Origin of the sequence: Polaromonas sp. LjRoot131 (assembly GCF_964252805.1) — a bacterium.
Taxonomy (GTDB): Bacteria; Pseudomonadota; Gammaproteobacteria; order Burkholderiales; family Burkholderiaceae_C; genus Polaromonas.
The window spans coordinates 135,998-159,926 of record NZ_CAXUPF020000001.1; the positions used below are offsets into that span (position 1 = coordinate 135,998).

Sequence of the window (23,929 nt, forward strand, 5' to 3'; positions counted from 1 at the left end):
ACTTAGCCGAGGTTCACCGGCACAAAAATCTTGCTGTCCCCGCGCTGGATCAGCAGGGCCACGGATTTTTCGGCCTTGGCCACGGTGGCGCGGACCTGCTCGATGTTTTTCACGGGCACGCCGTTGATGGACAGCAGCACGTCGCCGGGCTGCACGCCGGCCAGGGCCGAGGGGCCGCTGGCCTGTTCGACGACCAGCCCGTTGTCGACGCCGGCTTCCTTCTTTTCATCGGGCTGCAGCGGGCGCAGCGCCAGGCCCAGCTTGCCGTGGCCGGGGTTGTCCTTCTTTGCCACAACCTGGCCGGGTTTGTCGTCGGCGCTGCCGAGTTTGGCGGTGATCTCTTTGGACGATCCCTGGCGCCAGATGTCGAGCTTGAGGCTGTCGCCGGGGGCTGCGAGGCTGATGATGGCGGGCAGGTCGCCGGAGGAGACGATGGGCTGGCCGTTGACGCTGCGGATCACGTCGCCGGTCTGCAGGCCGGCCTTCTCGGCGGGGCCGCCTTTTTCGACATTGGCGACCAGCGCACCTTCAGGCTTGTCGAGCTTGAAGGAGTCGGCGAAGGACTGGTTGATCTCCTGCACGGCCACGCCCAGGCGCGCGTGCTCGACCTTGCCGGTGGCCACGATCTGGTTCTTGATGCGGGCCGCCACGTCGATGGGGATCGCGAAGGACACGCCCTGGTAGCCGCCGCTGCGGGTGTAGATCTGCGAGTTGATGCCGACCACCTCGCCGCGCGTGTTGAACAGCGGCCCGCCGGAGTTGCCGGGGTTGACGGCAACGTCGGTCTGGATGAAGGGCACGGCGCTGTCGTCGGGCAGCGAACGGCCCTTGGCGCTCACGACGCCTGCGGTGACAGTGTTCTCAAAGCCGAAGGGTGAGCCGATGGCCAGCACCCATTCGCCGACCTTGAGTTCGCTGATCTTGCCCAGGGTGACCACGGGCAGGTTCTTGGCCTCGATGCGCAGCACGGCGACGTCGGTCTTGGGGTCGGCGCCCAGCACCTTGGCGCGGTATTCGCGGCGGTCGGTGAGCTTGACGGTGACTTCCTTGGCGTCGCGCACCACGTGGGCATTGGTCAGGATGATGCCGTCGGCACTGACGATAAAGCCCGAGCCCTGGCCGCGCGTGGGCATTTCCTGCTGGGGTGCGCTGCCGCGGCCGCCGGGGCGGCCCTGGCCTTGCTGGAAGCGCTTGAAGAATTCAAAGAAGGGGTCACCCGAGAAAGGCGATTCATCGTCGTCGCCGTCACCCTGGGCGATTTCATTGCGGACCTTGGTGGTGCCGGTGACGCTGATGTTGACCACGGCCGGGCCGTAACGTTCGGTGATCTGCGAGAAGTCGGGCAGGGCCATGGGGACGGAAGCCGCGCCGGTCGTCGCAGCGGGCGCAGAGACGGCGGGGGGCGTGGCGGCCGTAGCGGCGGAATGCAGGATGTTGATGGCGCCGACGCCGGCGCCGCCAATGGCGCCCGCGGCCAGCAATGCGGCGACGAGCCGGGTGTTCTTCAATGCGGTGGATGACATGCGTGCTTCCTTGGGTTGATGGCACACAACGGTGCCGTTGCCCACAACTATGAGGACGCAGCCTTAGACGGGGCTTAAGGTGGCGCCACTCAAAAAGCCCTCCTGGCGTTGTTGCGCCGCCTTGCCGTACTGGTGTACTGTCTGCGGCGACGCGCCTAGCCAGGACCGCTTCGCTGGGCTTTGTGAGCGGCTCTCAGCCGTTCTGAAATCTTTAGGCGGCGCTTGAATCGGGCGTTGCCGGAAAACGCACATCGACTTTGAGCCCGCCGAGGCGTTCCGAGCTGCCTAGTTGCAGCGTGGCGCCATGCCGTCCGGCGATGGCCTTGACGATGGCCAGGCCCAGGCCGCTGCCGGTTTGCGGCGCTTCATCGGCCCGGCCCCCTTCGGCGCCGGCGCGGACGAAGCGGTCGTACACACGATCGCGGTCTTCGGGCGGGATGCCGGGGCCGCTGTCTTCCACCGTGAGTTCGGGGTGGCCGTCCGCCAGGGCCAGCGAGACGTCGACCCGGCCGCCGGCCGGCGTGTATTTGACGGCGTTGTCCAGCAGGTTGCGCAGCAGCACGCGCAGGGCGTCGGCCTGGCCGGTGACCCGCAGCGGCTGCGGCGGCGGGGTGCCAGCCACCAGGCCCAGGTCTATCTGTTTGTGCAGGGCATGCGGCAGCACGTCGGCCACCGCGAGCTTGACGACCTCCTGCAGGTCCACCGGCGCAGCCGCACCCGCGGCCGCGCCGGCTTCCTCGCGGGCCAGCACCAGCAGCTGTTCAACCAGGCGTATCGCGCGGTCTATGCCCTGGTTGAGCCGGGCGATGCCGGCCTCGCGCTCGGCGGGTGCGTCGCCGTTGCGGCGCAGGGCCTGGGCCTGCAGCTTGAGCGCCGTCAGCGGCGAGCGCAGCTCGTGCGCCGCGTCGGCCACAAAATGTTTCTGCGCCTCGAAGGCGCCGCGCACGCGGCCGAACAGCAGGTTGAGCTCGTCGACCAGCGGGCGCACCTCGTCGGGCAGCCCCTCGGCGGCCAGCGGCGACAAATCGTCGGCGCGGCGGCCCGCCACCTGGCGCCTGGCCCGTTCTATGGGGGCCAGCGAGCGGCTGATGACCCACCAGACGGCCAGCATCAGCAGCGGCGTCAGCAGCACAAACGGCATCACGGCGCGCACCGCCAGCGCGCGTGCGCGGGCCGAGCGCGCGTCCAGGTCCTGGGCGATCTGCACGGTCTGTAGCGCGGTCTGCAAGGTATAGACGCGGTAGCGGTTGCCGTGGGCCTCGACGTCGGAAAAGCCCAGCACCGCGCGCGGCGGCAGCGCCGAGCGGGTGGAGCGGAAGATCTGCGTGCCGTCCAGGCCCCAGATCTGCACATAGACCTCGAAGCGGTCGTCGTCGTCGGCCTCTTCGAGCGGCAGGTTCAGGGGCACGCCGCTGCGCAGCGAGCGCGCCATCTGCTGCAGGTGCTCGTCGAACATCGCATCGGCCTGCCGCAGCGCGCCGCGGTAGGCAGTGCCGGCCTGCAGGACGGCGGCGCCCAGGATGGCGGCGAGCACAAACCACAGCAATCTTTTTCTGAGGGAATGTGTCACCGGTTTGTTCATGGTCATTGCTTGGGCACCAGGTAGCCCAGGCCACGCACGGTCTGGATGATGTCGTTGCCCAGTTTTTTCCGGACCCCGTGGATGTAGACCTCGACGGCGTTGCTGCTGACGTCGTCTTTCCAGCTGAAGAGTTTTTCCTCGAGCTGAGCACGCGAAAGCACCACGCCGGGGCGCGCCAGCAGGGGCTCGAGCACCGCCCATTCGCGCGCCGACAAGGTCACGGGCTGGCCGTTGAGGCTGGCTTCGCGCGTGGCCGGGTTCAGGCTCACGCCCTTGTGTTCAAAGGCCGGCTCGGCCCGGCCGGCGCTGCGGCGTATCAGCGCGCGTATGCGGGCCAGCATCTCGTCGGTGTCATAGGGCTTGACGACGTAGTCGTCGGCGCCGGCGTCCAGCCCGGCGATGCGGTCGCCGACCGCGTCACGCGCGGTGGCCACCAGCACCGGGGTGGTGTCGCGGCGGGCGCGCAGGGTGCGCAGCACTTCGAGGCCGTCGCGCTGCGGCAGGCCCAGGTCCAGCAGCACCAGGTCGTAGTGCTCGCTGCGCAGGGCCTCGTCGGCCATGCGGCCGTCGCGCACCCAGTCGACCGCGTAATGCTCGGCGCGCAGCACCTGCAAAACCGTCTCGCCGATCATGGTGTCGTCTTCAACCAAAAGTAGGCGCATGGGATTTTCTAGCTTGGAAGGCGCCAGTATGCACGCCTTGGCTTAGGTCGAACTTAAAAACCGGCCACCTCCCGGCTGATTGCTCCCTCTCCCTCTGGGAGAGGGCAGGGGTGAGGGCTGGCGGCGATTGATGTTGGGCTGTGCCTATGGAAAAGCCGCTGGCCCTCACCCCAACCCTCTCCCAGGGGGAGACGGGGCAAGACAGGAGCCGGCTCTGGAGCAAGGCAGGGGCCCCGTCTAGAATCACCGCACAACAACTGGGAGCCGGGATGGGAGCGTTCATGCGGGTGGGATGGTCCGGTGCAACACAGGGCGCGCTTTAGCATGGCGGCCACCAAATCCGCGGTCAAGCCCTTCTGGCACCGCCTCAACAAATTCTTCGCATTTCCGTTGCAGGCCACGCCTTTGGCCTATGGGCTGTTCCTGGCGTTCTGCAGCCTGCTGCCCGAGGTACTGATTTTCCTGCCGCGGGTGTTCATATGGGTGATTGTTGAGCTCGGCATCCTGCTGGCCGCGAGCCGCTACGGCTTCAAGATCGCCGTGCTCGGCTCACGCGGCATCGCGCGTGCCCGCGACTTCCCGTCGCAGCTGGATGACGAGTGGAGCAGCCTTCCCTGGAAGCTGTTCGGCGTCTTCGTCGTGCAGGCGGTGGTCCTGGGCTTCGTGGCCTCGGTCAACAGCAAGCTCGCTACGGTCGGGACGTTTGTGCTGTCCTTCCTGTTTCCGGCGACCGTGATCGTCCTGGTGCAATCGGGCAGCGCGATGCGCTCGCTGAACCCGGCCGCGCTCTGGCGTGTGGTGCAGGTCCTCGGCGCGCCTTATCTCGCGCTGTGCCTGTTCCTGTTCTTGCTGAGCAGCGGTGCGCAGGTCGCGCTGGGGCTGCTGCTGCCCCTGGTCAGCCTGTGGCTGCTGGTGCCGCTGTTCAATTTTGCCTTCATCTATTTCGGCTGGGTCATGGCCAGCCTGCTCGGTTACGTGATGTACCAGCACCATGAGGCGCTCGAGATCGACCTGCTGCCGGGCGCCGGCGCGGACGAAGCCCCGCCCGAGCGCCGCAGCCCGGAACAGATCGCGCGCCAGGAGACCGACGCGCTGGTGGCCGAGCTGGTGACCGAGGGCGACATCCCCGCCGCGCTCAACATCGCCTACGAAGACCAGCGCCTGCGGCCCAACGACGTTGCCGCGCTGCGGCGTTACCACCGCGTATTGCTGATGTCCGACAAGACGCCGACGCTGCTGGAGCATGCGAAACGTTTCATCGCGCTGCTGCTGCAGCAGGAGCTGGGGGCCGAGGCGGTCAAGGCCTGGCAGGACTGCCGCGCCCGTGAGCCGGCCTTTGTCCTCGAGGATGCCGAGCAGACGCTGGCCCTGGCGCGCGCTGCCTGGCGCGCCGGCGATGCGCAGGCGGCGCTGGCCATGCTGCGCAGCTTCGACAAGCGCTTTCGCGGCCACGCCGCGATCCCGCAGGCCTACGAGCTCATCGCGCGGGTGCTGACCCAGGGCATGAGCCGTGCCGACATGGCCCGCCCGGTGCTGGCCGTGCTCGAGGAACGTTATCCCGACAGCGAGGCGACGCGCGAGGTGCGCTGGCTGCTGCGCGACCAGCCGGCCGCCTGAAGTTGCGGCTCAGGCCTGCGCGAGTGAGCGCGTGGCCATGTCGTTGGGCGCGAGCCGCTGCAGGTGCGGCAGCCAGTACAGGGCGCGCTCGCGCTGCCCCGCGCGCAGCCAGCCCTGGGCGCAGACGCCCAGCGTGTCGGCGAGTCCCGAATGCTCCGGCGCGCTTTTGAGCAGCGCGCGGCACAGCTTGTCGGCGTCGTCGAACTGGCGGGCGCGCGTGAAGCGGCGCGCCAGCCGTGCCATGTCGTCGGGTTTGAGCCGCGCGCCGGGTTTGGCCTGGTCCAGGTAGGTGCGGTAGCTGGCATGCTGCAGCTCCAGCGTGGCGTCGTCGCTGGGCGCGAGGCGGAAGATGCGGCGCGCGGCACCGTGAAAGTCTTCGCTGGCCGGCTGCAGCCGCGCGGTGTTGAACCAGGCGCGCAGCACCTCGCCATCGGTGGGCCGCAGTTTCGCCGCGGCACGCCATTGCGCGCAGGCGGCGTCGAATTTCATCCCGGCCGCCAGCCGTTTGGCCTCGGCGACGTGCTGGTCGAAGCCGTCGCCGGCCTGCTCGGCGGCCACGGGCGGCGGCGTGAGTTTGCGCCAGTGCATGGCCGCGGCCATCAGGATCGCACCCGTGAGCAACCCGCCCAGGTGCGCCATATAGGCCACGCCCTTGCCGCCGACGACGTGCTGCAGCGCCTCGTTGGCGATCCAGGCCGGCAGCAGCAGCAGCGCGGGCGCCGTGACGTAGTTGAAATAGAAGAACAGCTGGTAGAAAAAGCGGATGCGGCGCAGGCGGTACATCACGGCATACATGGCCATCAGGGCGGAGACCGCGCCGGAAGCGCCCAGGCCGTAACCGCCTTGCCCGGCGTAGGCCCAGCCGGCCAGCAGGGAAGCGCCGAGCGCTCCCGCGAGGTAAAACGCCAGGTAAAGGCCGCGGCCCAGCGCGAGTTCGACCGAAAAGCCGAACAGGAAGAGGAACACCATGTTGCCGATCAGGTGGCTGGTGTCGGCATGCAGAAAGGCCGCGGTGATCCAGGTCACGGGGCGCAACGGTGCGTCCTTGCTGTTGTCCTGGGCCCAGTGGGCGGTGAAGGGGGCCGGCTGCATGCCTTCGTAGCGGCGCCTGTCCTGCTGCCACTGCTCATGGGCCGGGTTCCCGGGCCGGACGACGAGGCCGGCGTGCAGGCGCGCCAGGAAGGTTTTTTCGGATTCCAGGCCGTCCAGCAATGCACCGTAGCGGCGCTGCTCCAGCATGCGCCTGGCCGTCGGGGCGCGCGGTGACCCGGTTTCCTCAAGCCAGCCGACAAAAGCCGGCAGCTCCAGCGCCGGCAGGCTGCTCGAAAGGTAAAAGGCCGCGGCCTTGTTCTGTGCGGTTTCCTCGGCGCGCTGCGGGCCCCAGAACACCGCCATGTTCACCAGGATCAGCAGGATCGTCAGCCATGGCGGGTTGCGCCAGGTGGGCCGGTTTTCCAGCGGAATTGCGTAAAACATATCCCGCCGGTGCTTCAGCTCAGCCCAGCCGCGCCCGGTGCCGCGCGATCTGCGCCTTCACCTGCACCGGCGCGGTGCCGCCCAGGATGTTGCGGGCGTTCAGCGAGCCGCGCAGGCTCAAGCAGTCGTAAACATCTTTTTCGATGCTGGGGTTGAACTCCTGCAGCACGGCCAGCGGCAGTTCGGACAGGTCGACCGCGTGCGTGGTGGCGGCCTTCACGGCGTGGGCCACGGTTTCGTGGGCGTCACGGAAGGGCAGGCCTTTCTTGACCAGGTAGTCGGCCAGGTCGGTGGCGGTGGCATAGCCGCGCAGCGCGGCTTTTTCCATGGCCTCGGGCTTGACGGTGATGCCGGCCACCATCTCGGCGAAGATGCGCAGCGTGTCTTTCAACGTGTCGACGGTGTCGAACAGCGGCTCTTTGTCTTCCTGGTTGTCCTTGTTGTAGGCCAGGGGCTGGCCCTTCATCAGGGTGATCAGGCCCATCAGGTGGCCGACGACGCGGCCGGTCTTGCCGCGCGCGAGTTCGGGCACGTCGGGGTTTTTCTTCTGCGGCATGATGGACGAGCCGGTGGTGAAGCGGTCGGGGATGTGGATGAAGCCGAAGTTCTGGCTCATCCACAAAATCAGCTCTTCGCTCATGCGGCTGATGTGCACCATGGCCAGCGAGGCGGCGGCCGTGAATTCGATCGCGAAGTCGCGGTCGCTCACCGCGTCCAGGCTGTTCTGGCAGACCTGCGGCTTGCCCATTTCATCGACCATGCCCAGGGTTTTGGCGGCGCGCTCGCGGTCCAGCGGGTAGCTGGTGCCGGCCAGCGCGGCGGCGCCCAGCGGCAGGCGGTTCACGCGCTTCCTGATTTCCTGCATGCGTTCGGCGTCGCGGCTGAACATCTCGACATAGGCCAGCATGTGGTGGCCGAAGCTCACGGGCTGGGCCACCTGCAGGTGGGTGAAGCCGGGAAGGATTACCTCGGCGTTTTTCTCGGCGATGTCGACCAGGGCTTTTTGCAGGTCGGTCAGCAGCCCGCCTATCAGGTCGATCTCGCCGCGCAGCCACAGGCGCACGTCGGTGGCGACCTGGTCGTTGCGGCTGCGGCCGGTGTGCAGGCGCTTGCCGGCGTCGCCGACCAGCTGGGTCAGGCGGGCCTCGATATTGAAGTGCACGTCCTCGAGGTCCAGCTTCCATTCAAAGGCGCCGGACTCGATTTCGGCGGTGATCTGCGCCATGCCCTTCTGGATGTCGGCATAGTCGGCCGCGGGAATGATTTTTTGCGCGGCCAGCATCTCGGCATGGGCCAGCGAGCCGGCGATGTCGGCCTGCCACAGGCGCTTGTCGAAGAACACGCTGGAGGTGTAGCGCTTGACCAGGTCGCTCATGGGCTCGGAAAACAGGGCAGACCAGGCTTGGGACTTTTTGTCGAATTGGTTCACGTCGGGCTTTCTAAGGGTAGCGGCCAGCTTGCCGGCTGTACCGGGCAGGCTGTGGATTCGGGGCGCCGGATGCGCTATTCTGGGCAAGCACGGGCCGGCGGCGGCCCTGATTGTCTTCCAGGCCGCCGCCGCAGGGGCGCGACCGGTGCAATACTCGGCATCTCGGTGATTTTATCCATGTGCCTAAGAACCGGTTTCTAATCCGCCCGGGAGCCCGCTCCCGCCGTTTTGTCGATATCCAAGCACACACGCCATGAAGCCTTCGCCAGATCCGCACAATTTCGGGGAATCCACGCTGCTGGGCAGCGTTATCTCCGGCGACGAGGAGCCCGCGCGGCGCAGCGGCGGCATGCGCGCCAGCATGTTCGACGCCTGCCAGGTCGGCGTGGTGCTGCGGGCCGTGCTGTTCGCCGAAGCGGTGGTGGGCGTGGCCGCCATGTTCGGCGCCGACAACCCCCTTCAATGGCTGCTGCGCTTTGCCCTGCTGACCGGCGGCGTGCTGCCGGCCACGCTGGCCTGGCTGATCGTGGCCTGCGCCCTCAAGTCGCGGCTGAACCGGCTCAGGAACTGGCAGCAATGGACGGCCGGCGTGCTGCTGGGCGCGGGCGCGGGCCTCTACGGCTGCGGCCTGCTGTCGGTGATGGGGCTGCTGTTGCGGCCGCCCTGGCAGGCCAGCGCGGCGGCGGGTGCCCTGCTGTCGGCCGTGCTGCTGGCGGGCCTGTTCTGGCGCGCCAAGGCGCGCACGCCGGCGGCCACGGCGGCGCGCCTGGCCGAACTGCAGTCGCGTATACGCCCCCACTTCCTGTTCAACACCCTCAACAGCGCGATCGCCCTGGTGCGCGCCGAGCCGGCCAAGGCCGAAGCCGTGCTGGAAGACCTGAGCGAATTGTTCCGCCACGCGCTGGCCGATCCGGCCGAATCCGTCACCCTGGGGCAGGAGATCCTGCTGGCCCAGCGCTACCTGGCCATCGAGCAGGTCCGCTTCGGCGAGCGCCTGCAGGTGCAGTGGAGCCTGGACGCCGACGCCGACCAGGCCAAGCTGCCGCCGCTGCTGCTGCAGCCGCTGGTGGAGAACGCCGTCAAGCACGGCGTGGAGCCCAGCGCCAGCGGCGCGCAGCTCAGGATTTCCACCCTCAAGCGCGGCGGCACGGTGGTGATCAAGGTCACCAACTCGACGCCGGCCGGCGCCGGCGAGCGCGGGCACGGCCTGGCGCTGGCCAATGTGAGGGAGCGGCTCGCTTTGCTGCATGATGTCGAGGCGAAATTCAAGACGGTCTTCAAGGACGGCATATTTCAGGTACGCATGGAGATTCCGGCATGACACTCAAGGTATTGGTGGTGGACGACGAAGCGCTGGCCCGCTCCCGCCTGCGGACCCTGCTGGGCGATTGCAAGGCGCCGATGGCGGTGGCGGGCGGGGAAGCCGCCGACGCCGAACAGGCCATGAAGGCCCTGCAGCGCGAGGCTTTCGATGCGGTGCTGCTCGACATCCGCATGCCGGGTCCCGACGGCATCGCGCTGGCCCAGATGATCGCGGCGATGCCGCGGCGGCCGGCCGTGGTGTTCGTCACCGCGCATTCCGAGCATGCGGTGCAGGCCTTTGAACTCGAGGCCGTCGACTACCTGACCAAACCGGTGCGCCTGGAGCGCCTGCAGCAGGCGCTGCAGAAAGTCGAACGCCTGGCCCAGGCCGCGCGGCCCGGCCCCGCCCAGGCCGCCGCGGAAATGCTCATCATCCAGGACCGGGGCCGCACCGAGCGCGTGCCGCTGGCCGAGGTGATCTACTTCAAGGCCGAGCTCAAGTACATCACCGTGCGCACGGCCAGCCGCAGCTACATCCTGGACGGCTCGCTGAGCGAGCTCGAGGAGCGCCACGCCCAGCGCTTCATGCGCATACACCGCAACGCGCTGATCGCAAGGCATGCGGTGCGTGCGCTTGAAAAACATTTCGACCCCGAGGAGGGCGAGGGCTGGGCGGTGCGGCTCAACGGCATCGACGAGCTGCTGGCGGTGTCGCGGCGCCAGCTCAGCGCGGTGCGCGAAGCCATCACGTCCTGAGGCCGCTGTCCCCGCCAACCCGGTATTCCTGTTTTCGTTTCCGTTTCCCCACTCACACATGTCCCAATACGCCGATTTCACCCAGCGCCACGTGCACCGCTTCAGCAACCAGCCCGCCGTCGAGCAGCAGATGGTGCGCGAATTTTTTGACGGCAAGCCCGGGTTTTACGTGGACGTGGGCGCCAACGACCCCGTGCTCGACTCCCAGTCCCAGCACCTGGAGGCGCTGGGCTGGACGGGCCTGCTGGTCGAGCCCGACCCGGATTGCTGCGCGTTGCTGCGCCAAAGCCGCAAGGGCACGGTGATCGAGATGGCTTGCTCCAGCGCCGAGAACGCCGGCAAGCTGCTGCAGCTGAACCGCGCGGGGCCGCACTCGACGCTGGAAGACCGGCCCATCGCCCTGGGCGCAGTGGTCCGCTCCACCGTGGCGGTGCGCTGCGAAACCCTGGACACCATGCTGCGAGAACACGGCGCGCCCGTGGGTTTCGATTTACTGTCCATCGACATCGAGGGCCATGAACTGGTCGCCCTGTCGGGTTTCGACTTCGGCCACTGGCAGCCCCGGCTGGTGCTGATCGAGGACCACGTCACCCACCACCACAAGCACGCGCTGATGCGCGCCCAGGGCTACCAGCTGCTGCTGCGAACCGGCCTGAACAGCTGGTACGTTCCGGCGAAAGCGTCCTACACGTTTTCCTGGGCGGCCCGGTTTGAATATCTACGTAAGTACTATCTGGGCCTTCCATCGCGGAAATTTCGCTATTCGCGCCCGGCGGCTTAAATGCATACGGGGGACACATGACACAAGAAGAAGCCGCAACGCCGCCTGCCGGGCCGGATGCGGCGCCGCCCGAGCCCGACCGGCTGCTGCTTCATATGCCGGTCGACATCCGCAACATGTCGCTGGTGGTGCTGGCCGGGCTGGCCTTCCTGTTTGTGCTGCATTGGGCCAAGGCCGTGTTTATCCCGGTGATGCTGGGTGTGCTGTTCAGCTACGCGTTTTCCCCTGTGGTCAACTGGTTTGAGGCCAGGCGGGTGCCGCGCTGGCTGAGCGCGGCCGTGCTCCTGCTGGCCATCCTGGGCGGCATAGGCACCACCGCCTGGTCGCTCGGCGACGAGGCCACGCAGCTCGTGGAGGCGCTGCCGGCGGCGGCGCAGAAGTTCCGCCTGGCCGTGAAGGCGCGCACCGGCCGCTCCGACAGCGCGCTGGAAACCGTGCAGAAAGCCGCCTCGCAGATCGAGCAGGCCGCTCAGGAAAGCTCGGTACCCGGCAACACGCGCGGCGCCATGCGCGTCGTGGTGGAGCCCGCGCGCTTTGACATCAGGCACTTCCTGTGGTCCGGCACTGTCGGCCTGATCGCGCTGATAGGCCAGGCCACCGTGGTGGTCTTCCTGACCTACTTCCTGATGCTCTCGGGCGACACCTTCCGGCGCAAGCTGATCAAGCTGGCGGGCGACAGCCTGAGCAGCAAGAAGATCACGCTGCAGGCGCTCAATGAAATCACCGGCCAGATCCAGCGCTACCTGCAGGTGCAGTTGCTGACCAGCGCGCTGGTGGGCCTTTTGACCTGGCTGGCCCTGCTGGCCCTGGGGCTGGACAATGCCGCCGTCTGGGGCGTCGCGGCGGCCGTGCTCAACCTGGTGCCCTACGTCGGCTCGCTGGTCACGGCGGCCGGCTCGGCGCTGGTGGGTTTCATGCAGTTCGGCTCGCTCAACATGGCCCTCGCCGTGGGCGGGGCCTCGCTGGTCATCCACACCCTGGTCGGCAACCTGCTCACGCCCTGGCTCACCAGCCGCGCCAGCCGCATGAACCCGGTGGCGGTGTTTGTCGGCCTGCTGGCCTGGGGCTGGCTGTGGGGCGTGTGGGGATTGCTGCTGGGTATCCCGATTCTGATGATCGTCAAGGCGATTTGCGACCGGGTGGAAGACTTGAAGCCTATCGGCGAGTTCTTAGGCTCGTGAAAGGCCCCCACGCTGGAATAAGGCCCCCACGGTCGTTCGCTTCGCGTAACTCCCTGCCCCCCGAGGGGGCCGCCCGCCTGCAGCCCGGCAAAGCCGGTTCTGCGGCTCATGCTGGTCTGGAAGTCCTGCTAACTGAATGAAAAGAAAGAGAACACGCCATGATGGAACTGCTCACCGACCCGCAAGCCTGGGTTGCCTTTGCCACCCTCACCGCGCTGGAGCTGGTGCTGGGCATAGACAACATCATTTTTATCTCCATCCTGGTCGACAAGCTGCCGAAGGAGAAGCAGGAAGTGGCGCGGCGGCTCGGCCTGTTCATGGCCATGTTCATGCGCATCGGCCTGCTGCTGGTGCTGTCGTGGATCATCGGGCTGGTGGAGCCGCTGTTCACCGTGCTCAAGCAGGAAATCTCGGGGCGCGACCTGATCCTGATCGGGGGCGGCCTGTTCCTGATCTGGAAGAGCACCGGTGAAATCCACCAGTCCATGGAAGGCGAAGAGGGCCATGCCTCCAGCACCGTCAAGGCCACCTTCGCCGCCGTGATCGTGCAGATCATGATTGTCGACATGATCTTCTCGCTGGACTCCATCATCACCGCCGTCGGCATGGTCGACAACCTGACCGTCATGATCGCCGCCGTCATCGCCTCCGTCGGCCTGATGATGCTGTTCGCGCCGGCCATAGGCCGTTTTGTGTCCACCCACCCGACCATCAAGATGCTGGCCTTGTCCTTCCTCGTCGTGGTCGGCGTGGTGCTGATCGCCGAAGGCCTGGACCACCACGTGCCCAAGGGCTATGTCTACTTCGCCATGGCCTTCTCGGTGGGGGTGGAAATGCTCAATATCCGCATGCGCCGCAAGACCAGCAAGCCTGTGCACCTGAGGAACGCCTATTCGGCGGACGACAAGGCGGCGGACAGCCCCCGCGCCCGTGACTGAGCTTGTCCCCAGGCGCGCAGGCTGCACCATCTGCCTGCGGCCGCAAAGCGCCTGCATCTGTCGGTGGATCACCCCGGTCGCGCATGCGGCCGAGGTGCTGATCCTGCAGCACCCCCTGGAAGTGGACCACGCCAAAAACACCGGCCGGCTCCTGCACCTGAGCCTGCCGCGCAGCCGCATGCTGACGGGCGAAACGTTTGACGAGGCCGGCTTGCGGGCGGCGATGGCGGAGACGACGGCTTATACGGTGCTGCTGTATCCGCCCACGCCGGAAGATGCCGAGGCGCCTGCTGCCCTGGATGCAGAGCGGCTCAAGGACCCGGCGGGGGTGCGGTTGGTGGTGCTGGATGCGACCTGGCGCAAGAGCCGGAAGATGCTGCTCCTTAATCCTTTGCTTCGGAAGTTGCCGCGCTTGTCGCTGGTCGAGCTGCCGGCCTCGAACTACCGGATACGGAAGGCGCATAAACCTGGGCAGTTGTCTACGCTGGAGGCGGTCTGTTCTGCGTTGGTTCGGCTTGAAGGGGATAGTGGGGGCTATCAGGCGCTGCTGCGGGCGTTTGAGGGGTTTGTTGCGCAGCAGATGGCCTTCAGGCCGGTATGAGGTCGGGGCTTGTTCCGACGGAGTGCTCTTCTCTTGGTTCTGCTGGCCGGGGGTTGCCCGGCAGCAAGTAACTTTCTTTTGCTTCGCCAAAAGAAAGTCACCAAAGAAAAGGCGACCCGCAGTCTGGGTCCCTCCGCTTCGCTTCGGGCAACCTGCGGTGCTCGAGCCAAGCGGGGTCCGGCTAAACTCGCTTCGCTCAGACAACGCCGGCCCTGATCCGCTTGTCTCTGCGCTCCTCGGCCCAGCCAGGACGGGGCAATCGGGAGCGGGGACAAAAGACAAAGAAACAAACCAAGACAAACAAGGACTCGCCACGGCGAGTCCTTGTTTCTTCAGGTATTCGGTATTTGAATTTGGTATTCCTTCCCCACCCCTTGTGGATGCGCCGAGGAGCGCAGGTTCAGGCGGATCAGGGATCGCGTTGTTTGAGCCGAAGGCGAGTTTAGCGAGACCCCGCCTGAACCGAGCACCGCAGGTTGCCCGCAGCGAAGCGGAGGGACGCAGCAACCAGGGTCGCCTTTTCTTTTGGCGAAGCAAAAGAAAAGTGAGTAGCCGCCGGGCTACCCCCGGCCAGCCACTCTCAGCAGAGAGCGCCCGCCGGGAGCAAGACCCGGCTCCAATCAGTCCCCCAGATCGACCAACCCTGCCAACACCGCCCCAGCAGGAGCCCCATAGTCCGCCATCACCACCGCCCGGCCCGGATGCTCCGAAATATCCTGAAGCCGCTCTTTAACAAACGCAATCGAAGGCGCATCGAGCGCGGCAAACGGCTCGTCGATCAGCAGCAGGTCGGCCCCTGAGGCAAACGCCGCCGCAAGCCAGACCTTGCGCTTCGACCCGGTGGACAGCATGAAAATCTTTTTCTCCATGTGCGGCTCCAGCCCCAGGCCCTCGACCAGGGGTTCCAGCAGCGTTTCATCAAAACCGGGATGGCGGCCACCCAGCGATGCGAAGAACTGCACCGGCGTGAGCTGGTCGAAATCTGTTGTACGCGGCTCCATCCAGAACAGCTGCCGGCGATAGGCCTCGGGCTGCTCTTTGAGTGAGATACCGTTCAGCTGCAACCGGCCCGCATCCGCAGCCATGGCGCCCGCCATCAAGCGCAGCAGGGTGCTCTTGCCGCGTCCGTCGCCGCCTTGCACCAGGGTCACGCCCGGCGGGATGGTGATGGACAGCTGGGAGAAAAGCTCCACCTTGGGCTTGGGGTAGTGGAAGCTGAGGTTTTCAATGGAGAGCATTGCGGGGTGTTTGATGGGTAGCTGATCAATCGTCGACTTGAGTCGGCTGCGCCGACGGAGCTTGCCTGGCCAGCCGAAGAAGCCGTTCGGAGATGACGGATTGCATTTTGCTGGGGTCCTCTGCAGTGCGCGACATGCTTTCCCCTATTTCCTGGCCGATCAGATGAAGAGCTTCATGCCGCGCATGCCCATCCCGGATGAGAGCCGCAAGTGCTTGCGTGGCGGGACCAAAGCCTTGCGCAAGGTAGTTCTCAACGACAACGTGAAGAACCGCGTGATGGCGAACATGGCCGCGCATTCGCTGCGCTGTGTGGAAGTTCATGGCAAGGCGCATGCGTTCCTGCTCTGACATGCCGAGCCAGACCGCGGGTGATGGCGCGAGATCCGGGTTGTAGAAAGTGCTTGTCATCGCTTGAGGTGTCTGGTCAGTATGTTGGTTTGCCCAATGCGTACAAGCCATGATGCGCGGGGATGCAGGTGATGTGTGGTGTCATGGAGACTTTTCACGGATGGAAAAGCCCCACCCCTTAGGGCGATTCTAGATGCCGCCCTCAGGTGTATCGATCACGTGAATACGGGTCGGTGTTTGCTTTGCTGACCCTCATCTGCGTTATCTGCGGATAAAAAGGTGTATCCGCAGATTACGCAGATGAACGCAGATTGAAGACAGGGCGATGGCAATGCTGTTCAAGCCACTGTCTGAACAAGCAGTCTTGCCTCCGCCGGCAAATCCGCCAGCAGCAACTTTTCACCTTCCGCGATGCGGCGATCCGGCGTGAAGCTGCTGTCCGCAGGAGCGCCCTTGCGCTGCCAGCGCAATTGCAGCACGCGGCCGTCCAGCCGCAGCGTGATCTCAAACGACGGCCAGTGCGCCGGCACGCACGGCGACAGCGACAGTTCACCCTGCTGCACGCGCAGGCCCAGGATGTTTTCGATGGCTGCGCGGTGTAGCCAGGCGGCTGAGCCGGTGTACCAGCTCCAGCCGCCGCGGCCCACATAAGGGGCGCTGCCGTAGATGTCGCCGGCCATTACATAGGGCTCCAGTTCATACACGGGTCCGCGCAGCGGGTGTTCGCTGCGGTGGGCGGGGCTCAGGGCCTGGAAGCTTTCCCAGGCGGCTTCGGCGTCGCCGGTGGCGGCCTGGGCCATCATGGCCCAGACGGCGGCGTGCGAATACTGGCCACCGTTCTCGCGCACGCCGGGCGGATAGGCCTGGATGTAGCCGGGGTTGTCGGCCGAGTGCTGCAGCGGCGGCGTGAGCAGGCGCAGCAGGCCGGCCTCGGGGTCGACCAGCTGTTCGTTCATGGCCTGCATCGCGGGCACCGTGAATTCATCGGTGGACGCGCCGGACAGCACGGCCCAGGCCTGGGCGATCAGGTCGATGCGGCATTCGCTGTTGGCGGCGGAGCCCAGCGGCGCGCCGTTGTCGAAGAAGGCGCGGCGGAACCAGGCGCCGTCCCAGCCGTCCTTGTGCAAGGCACCGATCCAGCCCTGGCGCGCGGCCAGCCAGCTGTCGACGCGCTGGTCGCCGCGCGCGCGGGCCAGCGGCTCGAAGTCCTGCACCACGCGGCACAAAAACCAGGCCAGCCACACTGATTCGCCGCGGCCTTCGTGGCCGACGCGGTTCATGCCGTCGTTCCAGTCGCCGGTGCCCATCAGGGGCAGGCCGTGGGCGCCGGTGGCCAGGCTCTTGTCGAGGGTGCGGGCGCAGTGCTCGAACAGCGTGGCCGTTTGCGTGCTGGTCTGCGGCGCGTAATAGGCGTCTTCGGCGCCTTCGGGAATCGCCGGGCCATCGATGAAGGGGACGGGCTCGTCGAGGATGCTGGCATCGCCTGTGACCTGCACGTAGTAGGCGCAGGCATAGGGCAGCCATAACAGGTCATCAGAGAAATGCGTGCGCACGCCTTCGCCGCCGGGCGCGTGCCACCAGTGCTGCACGTCGCCCTCGGCAAACTGGCGCGAGGCGTTGAGCAAAATTTGCCGGCGCAGGCGGTCGGGTTCGATGACGGCGAAGGCCATAGCATCCTGCAACTGGTCGCGAAAGCCGAAGGCGCCGCCGGCCTGGTAGAAGCCGGCTTTGGACCACAGGCGGGACGCCAGCGTCTGGTAGAGGAGCCAGCGGTTGGCCAAGGCGTCGAACAGCGGGTCGGGCGTGCGCACCTGAAGCTTGCCGAGCAGGCCGGCCCAATAAGCCTTGACCTCGTCCAGCGTTTGTGTGGAATCACGTGTTTGCCAGCGGCGCGCCAGTTGTTCGGCGGCTGTCGGGTCGGCGGCGTGGCCGAGCATGAAGGTCAAGGTCAGGCTCTGGCCCGGTGCCAGTGTGAAGTGGCCCGCCAGCGCGGCGCAGGGGTCTGCGCCCCCCGTGGCGCTGCGGCCCAGCGCGGCGGGAATCACCAGCCGGCCGGTGGCGTCGAAGAACTCACTTCGATCGCAGGTCCACTGCAGCGGGCCGGGCAGGCCGGCGACGGACAAAAAGGCCGTGCTGCCGCCGAAACCGGCGCGGCTTTCACGCTGTTTGGCGAGCACAGCCGTGAAGGCCGGGTCGTCGGATTTCCAGGCGCGGACGGTGCGGCGTTCGTGGCGCCCCGCGCCCATTTGCCACTCGACCATGGCCAGCGCGCGCAGCCGGCGCGTTGCACCGCCCTGGTTGTGCAGCTGCAGTTGCACAAGCTTGACGGGCTCGTTGATGTCGACAAAGTACGTGGTCTCTACCTTCAGCGCGCCGTGCAGGGATTCAAATGCGGAATAGCCCTGGCCGTGGCGCACGCGGCAAGATGCGCCACTGTCGGCGCTAGCGCTCAAGGGCAGCAGCGCCTGTGTGTCCAGGTCCTGCAGCAGGTAGTGTTCAAAACAGGGGTCGGCCACCGGGTCGTTGGACCAGGGCGTGAGCTGGTGCAGCCGGCTGTTGACCGCCCAGGTGTAGCCTCCACCGGCTTCGGAGACCTGAAAGCCGAAGGCGGAATTGGCGATCACGTTGACCCAGGGGCGGGGCGGGCGATGGGCTTGGTCCACCACAAACTGGAACTCGCCGGTGGCGGCATCAAAGCGGCCTTGCGGCGCCTGCGTGTCACCGGCGGCGTGGGGCGTGGGCAGCGGGGCCGCGGTGGACGCACCGGTGCGCTGCGGGCTGCCGATGGCCTGGAGCGCCGCGGCCTGCTGCTCCAGCGGCCGGCCGTCGGCCACGAGGATGATCCGCGCCAGGCCCGTGAGGGCGGCTTTCTCGGAGGGCACGATCTCCTGCTCGCGCAGCAGGAAAAAGCCGCCGGCGTCCCGGCCCGGAAAGCTGTTTTCGGCCTGCCGCAGCGTGCGGTCGCGCAGGGCGAGGATGTCGCGCTGCAGCGGCATCAGGTAAGAGTTGACCTCGCTGTTGAGGATCACCACGTCGGCGGCCAGGCCGCAAAAACTCCACCAGGGCTGGGCCTGCAGCAGGGAGTGCACCAGCGTCATGCCGTTGCTGGAGTGGATGAGCACCAGCAGGATGGGTTTGTCGCCGGAAATCCCGAAGCGCCAGAGCTGGCGTTGGTCCACCAGGCCGCGCTCGCCCACCGGGCGGGTGCAGCTGTACATCAGCGCGGTGTTGATGTCCTGCAGCGCGGCGTTTTCCTCGGGGTCCACGCCGAGGTCGCGCAGCCGCACCTGGGCCAGCGTGGCGGCCATGCGGGTGGCGCGTTCCACGTGCATGGGTTGCAGGTATTTGTCGATGCGGGCGGCCAGCTCGTCGGTGTTGGGGGCGGCGGCGGTGGCAAAGCTGAGCCTTGCCACGCCGCCGGCCGGGATGCGTATGCGCACGCGCAGCCCGGCGACCGGGTCCAGCCCGTTGATGGGCGCGCCGCCTTCGCCGTGGACCTGCGTTTGCAGCGCGGGCTCGGCGGGGCCGCGGTTGCGCCCCAGGAAGGCGCGGCGGTCCGCGATGAAGTCGATGGACCGCACGTTGGCCTCGGAATCCGCCAGGAAGTGCGCCACCGCCATGGCCGGGTCGCCTTGCAGCCGGGCCTTGCGCGTCAGCAGAAGTGCGCGCCATTCGGCATGCCACTGGGTCTCGATGAACAGATTGGAAAAAGCCGGATGGGCTTCGTCGGCGCGCGGGTCGGTCAGCACGGCCTCGAAACATGACACGACGTCCAGCGTGATATCGGCGCTGGAGACGTTGTGCAGCGTGACGGTGCGTATTTCGGTGTCGTCTTCGGGGCTGACCAGCACGGTGGTACGCATTTCCAGTTGGTCCGATGCCGCGTCAAACTGCACGCGGTCGGCCAGGAAGGTGGCCTTGTAGCGCCAGTCCGGGTGCGGCGCGGGATGCAGCGTGAGGGACGAGAGCCGGTCTTGCCCCGCCGGGCGCAGGTAGATGAAGGTGCCGCAGGCATCGCGCAACAGGTCGTCGCGCCAGCGCGAAATGTTCCAGGTCTTGTCGCCGCTGCGCCAGCGGCTGACGCCGGCGCCGTTGGCGCGAAGGGCCACGCTGTAGCGCCCGTTCGACAGCAGCTGGGTGGGCTGCCAGCCGGGCGCGGCGGGGTCCAGCTCGCGTGAGTGGTAGAGCCGGGCCTGGGCCGTGTCGTCCGGCTCGGGCAGGGCGCGGGGATCTGCGCTTTCGATGATCTGGCGCGGCGTCTTTTCATGCAGCAGCGACTCAAAGGCCTGCATCAGCGGCGCCGAGGAGAACCAGCGCCGCGGTGCTTCGTCGCACAGCACGTTGCACAGCGCCACCAGCGACATGCCCTGGTGGTGCGCCATGAAGGTGTTGACCAGGCTCATGGCCTGCGCGCCGGGCTGGCGCGCGACGGTGAAGTCCAGCGCGTCGGCAAAACCATACTCGCCGCGCGCACCCCACTGTTCAAGCTGGCGCAAATTGGCCGCGGCTTCGCGCGGCATGAACTGGGTCGCCATGATGCTGGCATAGGGTGCGACCACGCGGTCGGTGGGCGGCGTGCGGCGCAGGGCCAGGCGCGGCACGCCGAAGGGCGAGTACTGGAAGGCCAGCGTGTGGTCCTGGGCGAAATAGGCCGATTCCGAGACACCCCAGGGCAGGCCCTGGGATTCGCCGTAGGCCTGCTGCTCCTTGACCGCGGCCAGGCCTGAGATATGCAGCAGGCCCTCGTCGGGCTCGCGCATCACCAGCGAGGGCATCAGGTATTCGAACATGGAGCCCGACCAGGACTTGAGGCCCGGCGTGACGCCGACGGTCAGGAAAGCCCGGCCCAGCGCCTGCCAGTGGCGCCGTGGCACGTCGCCTTTGGCAATCGCCAGGAAGCTGGTGAGGCGCGACTCCGATGCCATCAGGTCGTAAAAACTCGCATCCAGCGCCTGCTCATGCACGCGCAGGCCGATATGAAAGAGGTGGCGCTTGGTGCTGTAAAGGCCGCTGAAGTCCATGGCCATGCACAGCTTTTCGCAGCGTTCGCCGAGCGCTATCCAGTGGGCGGCTTCAGCCGGATCGGTGCCCGCCTGGGATGCGAATTGGCGAAGGGACTGCGCCACCGCCAGCAGGTGGCCGGCGAGGTTGCCGCTGTCTACGGTGGAGACATAGGCCGGCTGCAGCACTTGCAGCGTGCGCGTTTCATACCAGTTGAAGAGATGGCCCTTGTGCTTGGGCAGGGCTTCCACCGTGTCCAGCGTAGCGGCCAGCCGTTTGGCCATTTCGCTGCCGGTGATCCAGCCGAATTCGCGCGCGCAGGCCACGGCCATCAGGTACAGGCCGATATTGGTGGGCGAGGTGCGGTGGGCCAGCGTGGGCTCGGGCTCCATCTGCAGGTTGTCGGGCGGCAGGTGCTGGTCTTCGGGGCCGACCACGCGCTCGAAGAAGTGCCAGGTCTGGCGTGCGAGCTTGAGCAGGTAGTCGCGGTCGGCGGCGTTCAACGCGCCGTGCGGCGCGGGCGGGGGCGGCTTGCTCCCCCACCAGGCGACCACCGGCGCCAATGCCCATAACAGGAAGAGCGCGGGGCCGGCTGCCGGATGGGGGCTCCAGGCCGCCGCCACGGCGAGCGCGGCGCAGGCTACGGATACGGCGGCATGGCCGCGCACAAAGGTGCCCAGTGTGTATTGCGCCGAGGCCTGCGCCTGGGCAGCGGTGGTCCACTGCAGCAGGCGCCGGCGGCTGAAGGCCATGCGCCAGAGGGCCCTGGCCACGGCGTCGACCATGAGGGCGGCTTGCACCGCCAGCTGGCTGAACTGCCAGGCCGCCTGCGCCAGGCTGCGCCCCACATCGCGCATGCCGACGTCGAAAAAGTGCAGCCAGGCGATGCCGCGGCGCGTGGGGATCAACCCTGCCAGTGCGCCCATCAGCGGGCCGGCCAGGAAGGCCAGGAAACTCAGGGCCAGGGCGGTGCCCAGCGGCAGCGCGCCGGTGAAGACCACCCAGGCCAGCAGCGCGAAGCAGGCCGGCGCGACCAGCGAGCGGCGCAGGTTGTCCGCCATGCGCCACAAGCCCAGGGCGTCTATGCCGAAGGCGGCGGGCCGCAGCATCAGGGGCAGCAACTGCCAGTCGCCGCGCGTCCAGCGGTGTACGCGCGAGGCCGCCACGCCGGCATGGTGCGGGTGGTCTTCCATCAGCACGACATCGCCCGCATAGCCGCAGCGCGCGATGCTGCCTTCGAGCAGGTCGTGGCTCAGGATGGCGCCTTCGGGCAGCCGGCGGTCCAGCACGGCGTGCACGGCCTCGACATGCAGCAGGCCCTTGCCGGTGAAATTGCCCATGCCGAACACGTCCTGGTAGAGGTCGGAGGTGCCGCTGCTGTAAGGGTCCAGCCCGCGCTGGCCGGCAAAGAGGGTATGGAATACCGATCGCTCGCGGTGCGCCGATAGCGGCGTGGCCACGCGGGGCTGCAAGATGCCGTAGCCGGCCGTGACGCGCCGGGTTTTGCGGTCGATCTGCGGGGTGTTGAGCGGATGCGCGGCAATCGACACGAGCTCGCGCAGCGACCCCGCGGGCAGGGTGGTGTCGCTGTCCAGTGTGACCACGTAGCGCGTGCCTTCGGCCAGCCGCATGTCGGCGCCGGCGGGCAGGAAGCCTGGCGCGGAGCGCTGCGCCAGGTGGCGCAGCAGCATCTCGAGCTTGCCGCGCTTGCGCTCCCAGCCAATCCAGCGGCGCTCGGTAGCCGACCAGGTGCGCGGGCGGTGCAGCAGCACAAAACGGGCGGGCGCGCCCTGGGCCACGGGGTAGGCCGCGTTCAGGGCGCGCAGCCTGGCCAGCACATCGTCCAGCAGGGCCTGGTCACCGGGCGCGCTTTCGGTGTCGGCGTCGGCCCAGTCGGTGAGCAGCGCGAATTGCGCGTTGGCTTCCCGGCTGGCCAGCCAGTGCAGATGCAGGCGGTGCGCCAGTTCGCCGTTGGCTTCAATGGACGACAGCATGGAGGGGATCACCACCAGCACGCGGTGCTCGGGCGGAATGCCGGCGTTGAAGTCCAGCCGGGCCAGCGGCTGTATGCGGGTGGATTCGGCGATCAGGCGATGGATCAGCGCGACCACGGCTTCGGAGGCCGGCCAGGCCATGAGGAACACCGCCACCCAGGCGGGCCAGGGCAGCAGGAGCACGGTCAGCGGATGAAGCGCCCAGGTGAGCAGCGCGGCGGTGCCGGCGGCCCAGGCGGCCGCAAACAAGGGCAGGCGCCAGGCGCGCGGCGTTTCGTTGCTGGGCAAAGCCTTGCGCGGGCCGGCCGCGGGGCGCAGCGCGGCCTCGAGCATCGGGCGGCCGGAGCCTATCAGGTAGTAGCCCGCGGTGCGCGCGACCATGGAGTTGTTGGGCTGGCGTGCCGCGGCCAGAACGGCTTCGGCGACGGCGCGCTCGGATTTTCCACTTTGCTGCGCCAGCCGCTCCATCGCGCGCGTGATCTGCTGGCGCGTCATCTCGCTTTCGCGTGAGAAGCTGGGCAAGCGGCGCAGCACCTGCAGGGAATGGCTGACCGGCTCGATCAGTTCGACCCACTCGACCTGTCCGATCAGCCGCAGGGTGGTGATGATGTTGCTGACGGTCAGGTTGGCGGCCACCTGCACGGTCTGCCCTTCGCCGATCATGCCCAGGGCGTCGGTGCAGTGCCGTTCCGCCCAGCGGACCAGCAGGAGCGCGGGGTGCAAATCGGATTCGGTGCGCTCCACGGGCATGCGCTGCCACAGCTGGGTGAGGTAGCTGCGCTCCAGGCCGTGGGCCTGCATCAGGGCCAGCAGTTCGTCGAGATCGCGCAGGCTCAGGGCGTCGGCTTTGTCCCAGGCGGCGTGGGCCACCTCGCGCGCGACCTTGTTCCAGGCGATGCGGTCGGCCATGCGGCGCAGGTTCTCCAGCAGCACCACGCGCAGCGTGGTGGGCAGGGCCCAGAGTTCGCCGAGGTTGAGTTCGCTGACCTCCTGGTAGGCATGCAGGAAGGCGGTGAACAGCACCGGATCCAGCACGCTGTCGGTATGTGCCACATAAGCCCAGGCAATGCCGTAGACGCGCGGCAGGCCTTGCAGGGGTTTGTCCGCCAGCTTGGGCAGGTCGGCGTAGTAGCGGTGCGGCACGCCCTCCTGGATCTGCTGGAGCTGCGCCTCGACCAGGTGAAAGTTGTCGAGCAGCCATTCGGCGGCGGGCGTGACGTAGTGGCCGCTGCGCGAAGTCAGCGCGATGTAGTCGTAGGCCAGCCGTATGGCGGCGATGTTTTCTTGAACGCGCGGAAAAAACGGCGGGTCGGTGTCGGGGCTGCCGGCTGGGCGCACCGCCTGTGCGGCAGCCAGGCTGCGGCCATGCTCTTCAAAACGCTGGGCGCCGAACAGTTCCGCGCGTATGGGCTGCTGTATGTCGCCGCGGCGGCCGACGAGGAGTTGCCGGGCGTAGGCGCTTAAGGTGTCCAGCCGTTCAAGGACAGCCGTAGCCACTC

At 67.3% G+C, this 23,929-nt stretch carries 15 protein-coding genes; 7 read left to right on the plus strand and 8 right to left on the minus strand.

What is annotated here, in order from left to right; genetic code table 11:
• Positions 1 to 2 precede the first annotated feature (2 nt).
• From ACSQ27_RS00655 to ACSQ27_RS00665, 3 genes are all read right to left on the minus strand, one after another.
• Positions 3 to 1,523: a DegQ family serine endoprotease gene (locus tag ACSQ27_RS00655; RefSeq protein WP_436153555.1), complete on the minus strand. Its 1,521-nt coding sequence runs from the start codon at positions 1,521 to 1,523 to the stop codon at positions 3 to 5.
• 211 nt (positions 1,524 to 1,734) lie between these two features.
• On the minus strand, positions 1,735 to 3,105 hold the full coding sequence (locus ACSQ27_RS00660; RefSeq protein ID WP_436155375.1) for an ATP-binding protein: 1,371 nt from the start codon (positions 3,103 to 3,105) through the stop codon (positions 1,735 to 1,737).
• Positions 3,106 to 3,107: 2 nt separating this feature from the next.
• Positions 3,108 to 3,767: a response regulator gene (locus ACSQ27_RS00665; protein WP_436153556.1), complete on the minus strand. Its 660-nt coding sequence runs from the start codon at positions 3,765 to 3,767 to the stop codon at positions 3,108 to 3,110.
• Between the two features lie 324 nt (positions 3,768 to 4,091).
• On the opposite strand from ACSQ27_RS00665, the gene ACSQ27_RS00670 reads away from it, so the two are divergent.
• Positions 4,092 to 5,384, plus strand: a complete 1,293-nt coding sequence (locus ACSQ27_RS00670) for a tetratricopeptide repeat protein (protein WP_436153557.1) — start codon at positions 4,092 to 4,094, stop codon at positions 5,382 to 5,384.
• A 9-nt stretch (positions 5,385 to 5,393) separates the two neighbouring features.
• Here the strand turns inward: ACSQ27_RS00670 and ACSQ27_RS00675 are convergent, their stop codons facing one another.
• Both ACSQ27_RS00675 and argH read right to left on the minus strand, forming a co-directional pair.
• The gene (locus ACSQ27_RS00675; protein ID WP_436153558.1) at positions 5,394 to 6,860 is read right to left on the minus strand and encodes a rhomboid family intramembrane serine protease; all 1,467 of its coding nucleotides are present in this window, start codon (positions 6,858 to 6,860) and stop codon (positions 5,394 to 5,396) included.
• 19 nt (positions 6,861 to 6,879) lie between these two features.
• Positions 6,880 to 8,289 (minus strand): argininosuccinate lyase, encoded by a 1,410-nt coding sequence (gene argH / locus ACSQ27_RS00680; RefSeq protein ID WP_436153559.1) that lies wholly within the window; start codon positions 8,287 to 8,289, stop codon positions 6,880 to 6,882.
• Between the two features lie 253 nt (positions 8,290 to 8,542).
• On the opposite strand from argH, the gene ACSQ27_RS00685 reads away from it, so the two are divergent.
• The 6 genes from ACSQ27_RS00685 (at position 8,543) to ACSQ27_RS00710 (ending at position 13,848) form a co-directional block, all read left to right on the plus strand.
• The gene (locus tag ACSQ27_RS00685) at positions 8,543 to 9,610 is read left to right on the plus strand and encodes a sensor histidine kinase (protein ID WP_436153560.1); all 1,068 of its coding nucleotides are present in this window, start codon (positions 8,543 to 8,545) and stop codon (positions 9,608 to 9,610) included.
• A complete protein-coding gene (locus ACSQ27_RS00690) occupies positions 9,607 to 10,347 on the plus strand; it encodes a LytR/AlgR family response regulator transcription factor (RefSeq protein WP_436153561.1) in 741 nt (246 codons plus the stop codon). The genes ACSQ27_RS00685 and ACSQ27_RS00690 overlap by 4 nt, the downstream gene beginning before the upstream one ends.
• A 58-nt stretch (positions 10,348 to 10,405) precedes the next feature.
• On the plus strand, positions 10,406 to 11,128 hold the full coding sequence (locus ACSQ27_RS00695) for an FkbM family methyltransferase (RefSeq protein ID WP_436153562.1): 723 nt from the start codon (positions 10,406 to 10,408) through the stop codon (positions 11,126 to 11,128).
• A 17-nt stretch (positions 11,129 to 11,145) separates the two neighbouring features.
• Positions 11,146 to 12,309, plus strand: coding sequence for an AI-2E family transporter (locus tag ACSQ27_RS00700; RefSeq protein WP_436153563.1), 1,164 nt, complete (start codon positions 11,146 to 11,148; stop codon positions 12,307 to 12,309).
• Between the two features lie 158 nt (positions 12,310 to 12,467).
• Positions 12,468 to 13,247, plus strand: a complete 780-nt coding sequence (locus ACSQ27_RS00705; RefSeq protein ID WP_436153564.1) for a TerC family protein — start codon at positions 12,468 to 12,470, stop codon at positions 13,245 to 13,247.
• Positions 13,240 to 13,848, plus strand: a complete 609-nt coding sequence (locus ACSQ27_RS00710) for a tRNA-uridine aminocarboxypropyltransferase (protein ID WP_436153565.1) — start codon at positions 13,240 to 13,242, stop codon at positions 13,846 to 13,848. Before ACSQ27_RS00705 ends, ACSQ27_RS00710 begins: the two co-directional genes overlap by 8 nt.
• A 620-nt stretch (positions 13,849 to 14,468) precedes the next feature.
• On the opposite strand, the gene ACSQ27_RS00715 is transcribed toward ACSQ27_RS00710, so the two are convergent.
• The 3 genes from ACSQ27_RS00715 to ACSQ27_RS00725 form a co-directional block, all read right to left on the minus strand.
• The gene (locus ACSQ27_RS00715) at positions 14,469 to 15,086 is read right to left on the minus strand and encodes an ABC transporter ATP-binding protein (protein WP_436153566.1); all 618 of its coding nucleotides are present in this window, start codon (positions 15,084 to 15,086) and stop codon (positions 14,469 to 14,471) included.
• Positions 15,087 to 15,111: 25 nt separating this feature from the next.
• Positions 15,112 to 15,495, minus strand: coding sequence for a hypothetical protein (locus ACSQ27_RS00720; protein WP_436153567.1), 384 nt, complete (start codon positions 15,493 to 15,495; stop codon positions 15,112 to 15,114).
• 278 nt (positions 15,496 to 15,773) lie between these two features.
• Complete coding sequence (locus ACSQ27_RS00725) at positions 15,774 to 23,927, minus strand: GH36-type glycosyl hydrolase domain-containing protein (RefSeq protein ID WP_436153568.1); 8,154 nt, start codon at positions 23,925 to 23,927, stop codon at positions 15,774 to 15,776.
• Between the last annotated feature and the right edge of the window lie 2 nt (positions 23,928 to 23,929).

What these genes read in the sequence shown, in the direction of transcription:
- ACSQ27_RS00655 (WP_436153555.1), bottom strand. Translation starts at nt 1,523, where the DNA reads ATGTCATCCACCGCATTGAAGAACACCCGGCTCGTCGCCGCATTGCTG.
- ACSQ27_RS00660 (WP_436155375.1), bottom strand. Translation starts at nt 3,105, where the DNA reads ATGAACAAACCGGTGACACATTCCCTCAGAAAAAGATTGCTGTGGTTT.
- ACSQ27_RS00665 (WP_436153556.1), bottom strand. Translation starts at nt 3,767, where the DNA reads ATGCGCCTACTTTTGGTTGAAGACGACACCATGATCGGCGAGACGGTT.
- ACSQ27_RS00670 (WP_436153557.1), top strand. Translation starts at nt 4,092, where the DNA reads ATGGCGGCCACCAAATCCGCGGTCAAGCCCTTCTGGCACCGCCTCAAC.
- ACSQ27_RS00675 (WP_436153558.1), bottom strand. Translation starts at nt 6,860, where the DNA reads ATGTTTTACGCAATTCCGCTGGAAAACCGGCCCACCTGGCGCAACCCG.
- ACSQ27_RS00685 (WP_436153560.1), top strand. Translation starts at nt 8,543, where the DNA reads ATGAAGCCTTCGCCAGATCCGCACAATTTCGGGGAATCCACGCTGCTG.
- ACSQ27_RS00690 (WP_436153561.1), top strand. Translation starts at nt 9,607, where the DNA reads ATGACACTCAAGGTATTGGTGGTGGACGACGAAGCGCTGGCCCGCTCC.
- ACSQ27_RS00695 (WP_436153562.1), top strand. Translation starts at nt 10,406, where the DNA reads ATGTCCCAATACGCCGATTTCACCCAGCGCCACGTGCACCGCTTCAGC.
- ACSQ27_RS00700 (WP_436153563.1), top strand. Translation starts at nt 11,146, where the DNA reads ATGACACAAGAAGAAGCCGCAACGCCGCCTGCCGGGCCGGATGCGGCG.
- ACSQ27_RS00705 (WP_436153564.1), top strand. Translation starts at nt 12,468, where the DNA reads ATGATGGAACTGCTCACCGACCCGCAAGCCTGGGTTGCCTTTGCCACC.
- ACSQ27_RS00715 (WP_436153566.1), bottom strand. Translation starts at nt 15,086, where the DNA reads ATGCTCTCCATTGAAAACCTCAGCTTCCACTACCCCAAGCCCAAGGTG.
- ACSQ27_RS00720 (WP_436153567.1), bottom strand. Translation starts at nt 15,495, where the DNA reads ATGACAAGCACTTTCTACAACCCGGATCTCGCGCCATCACCCGCGGTC.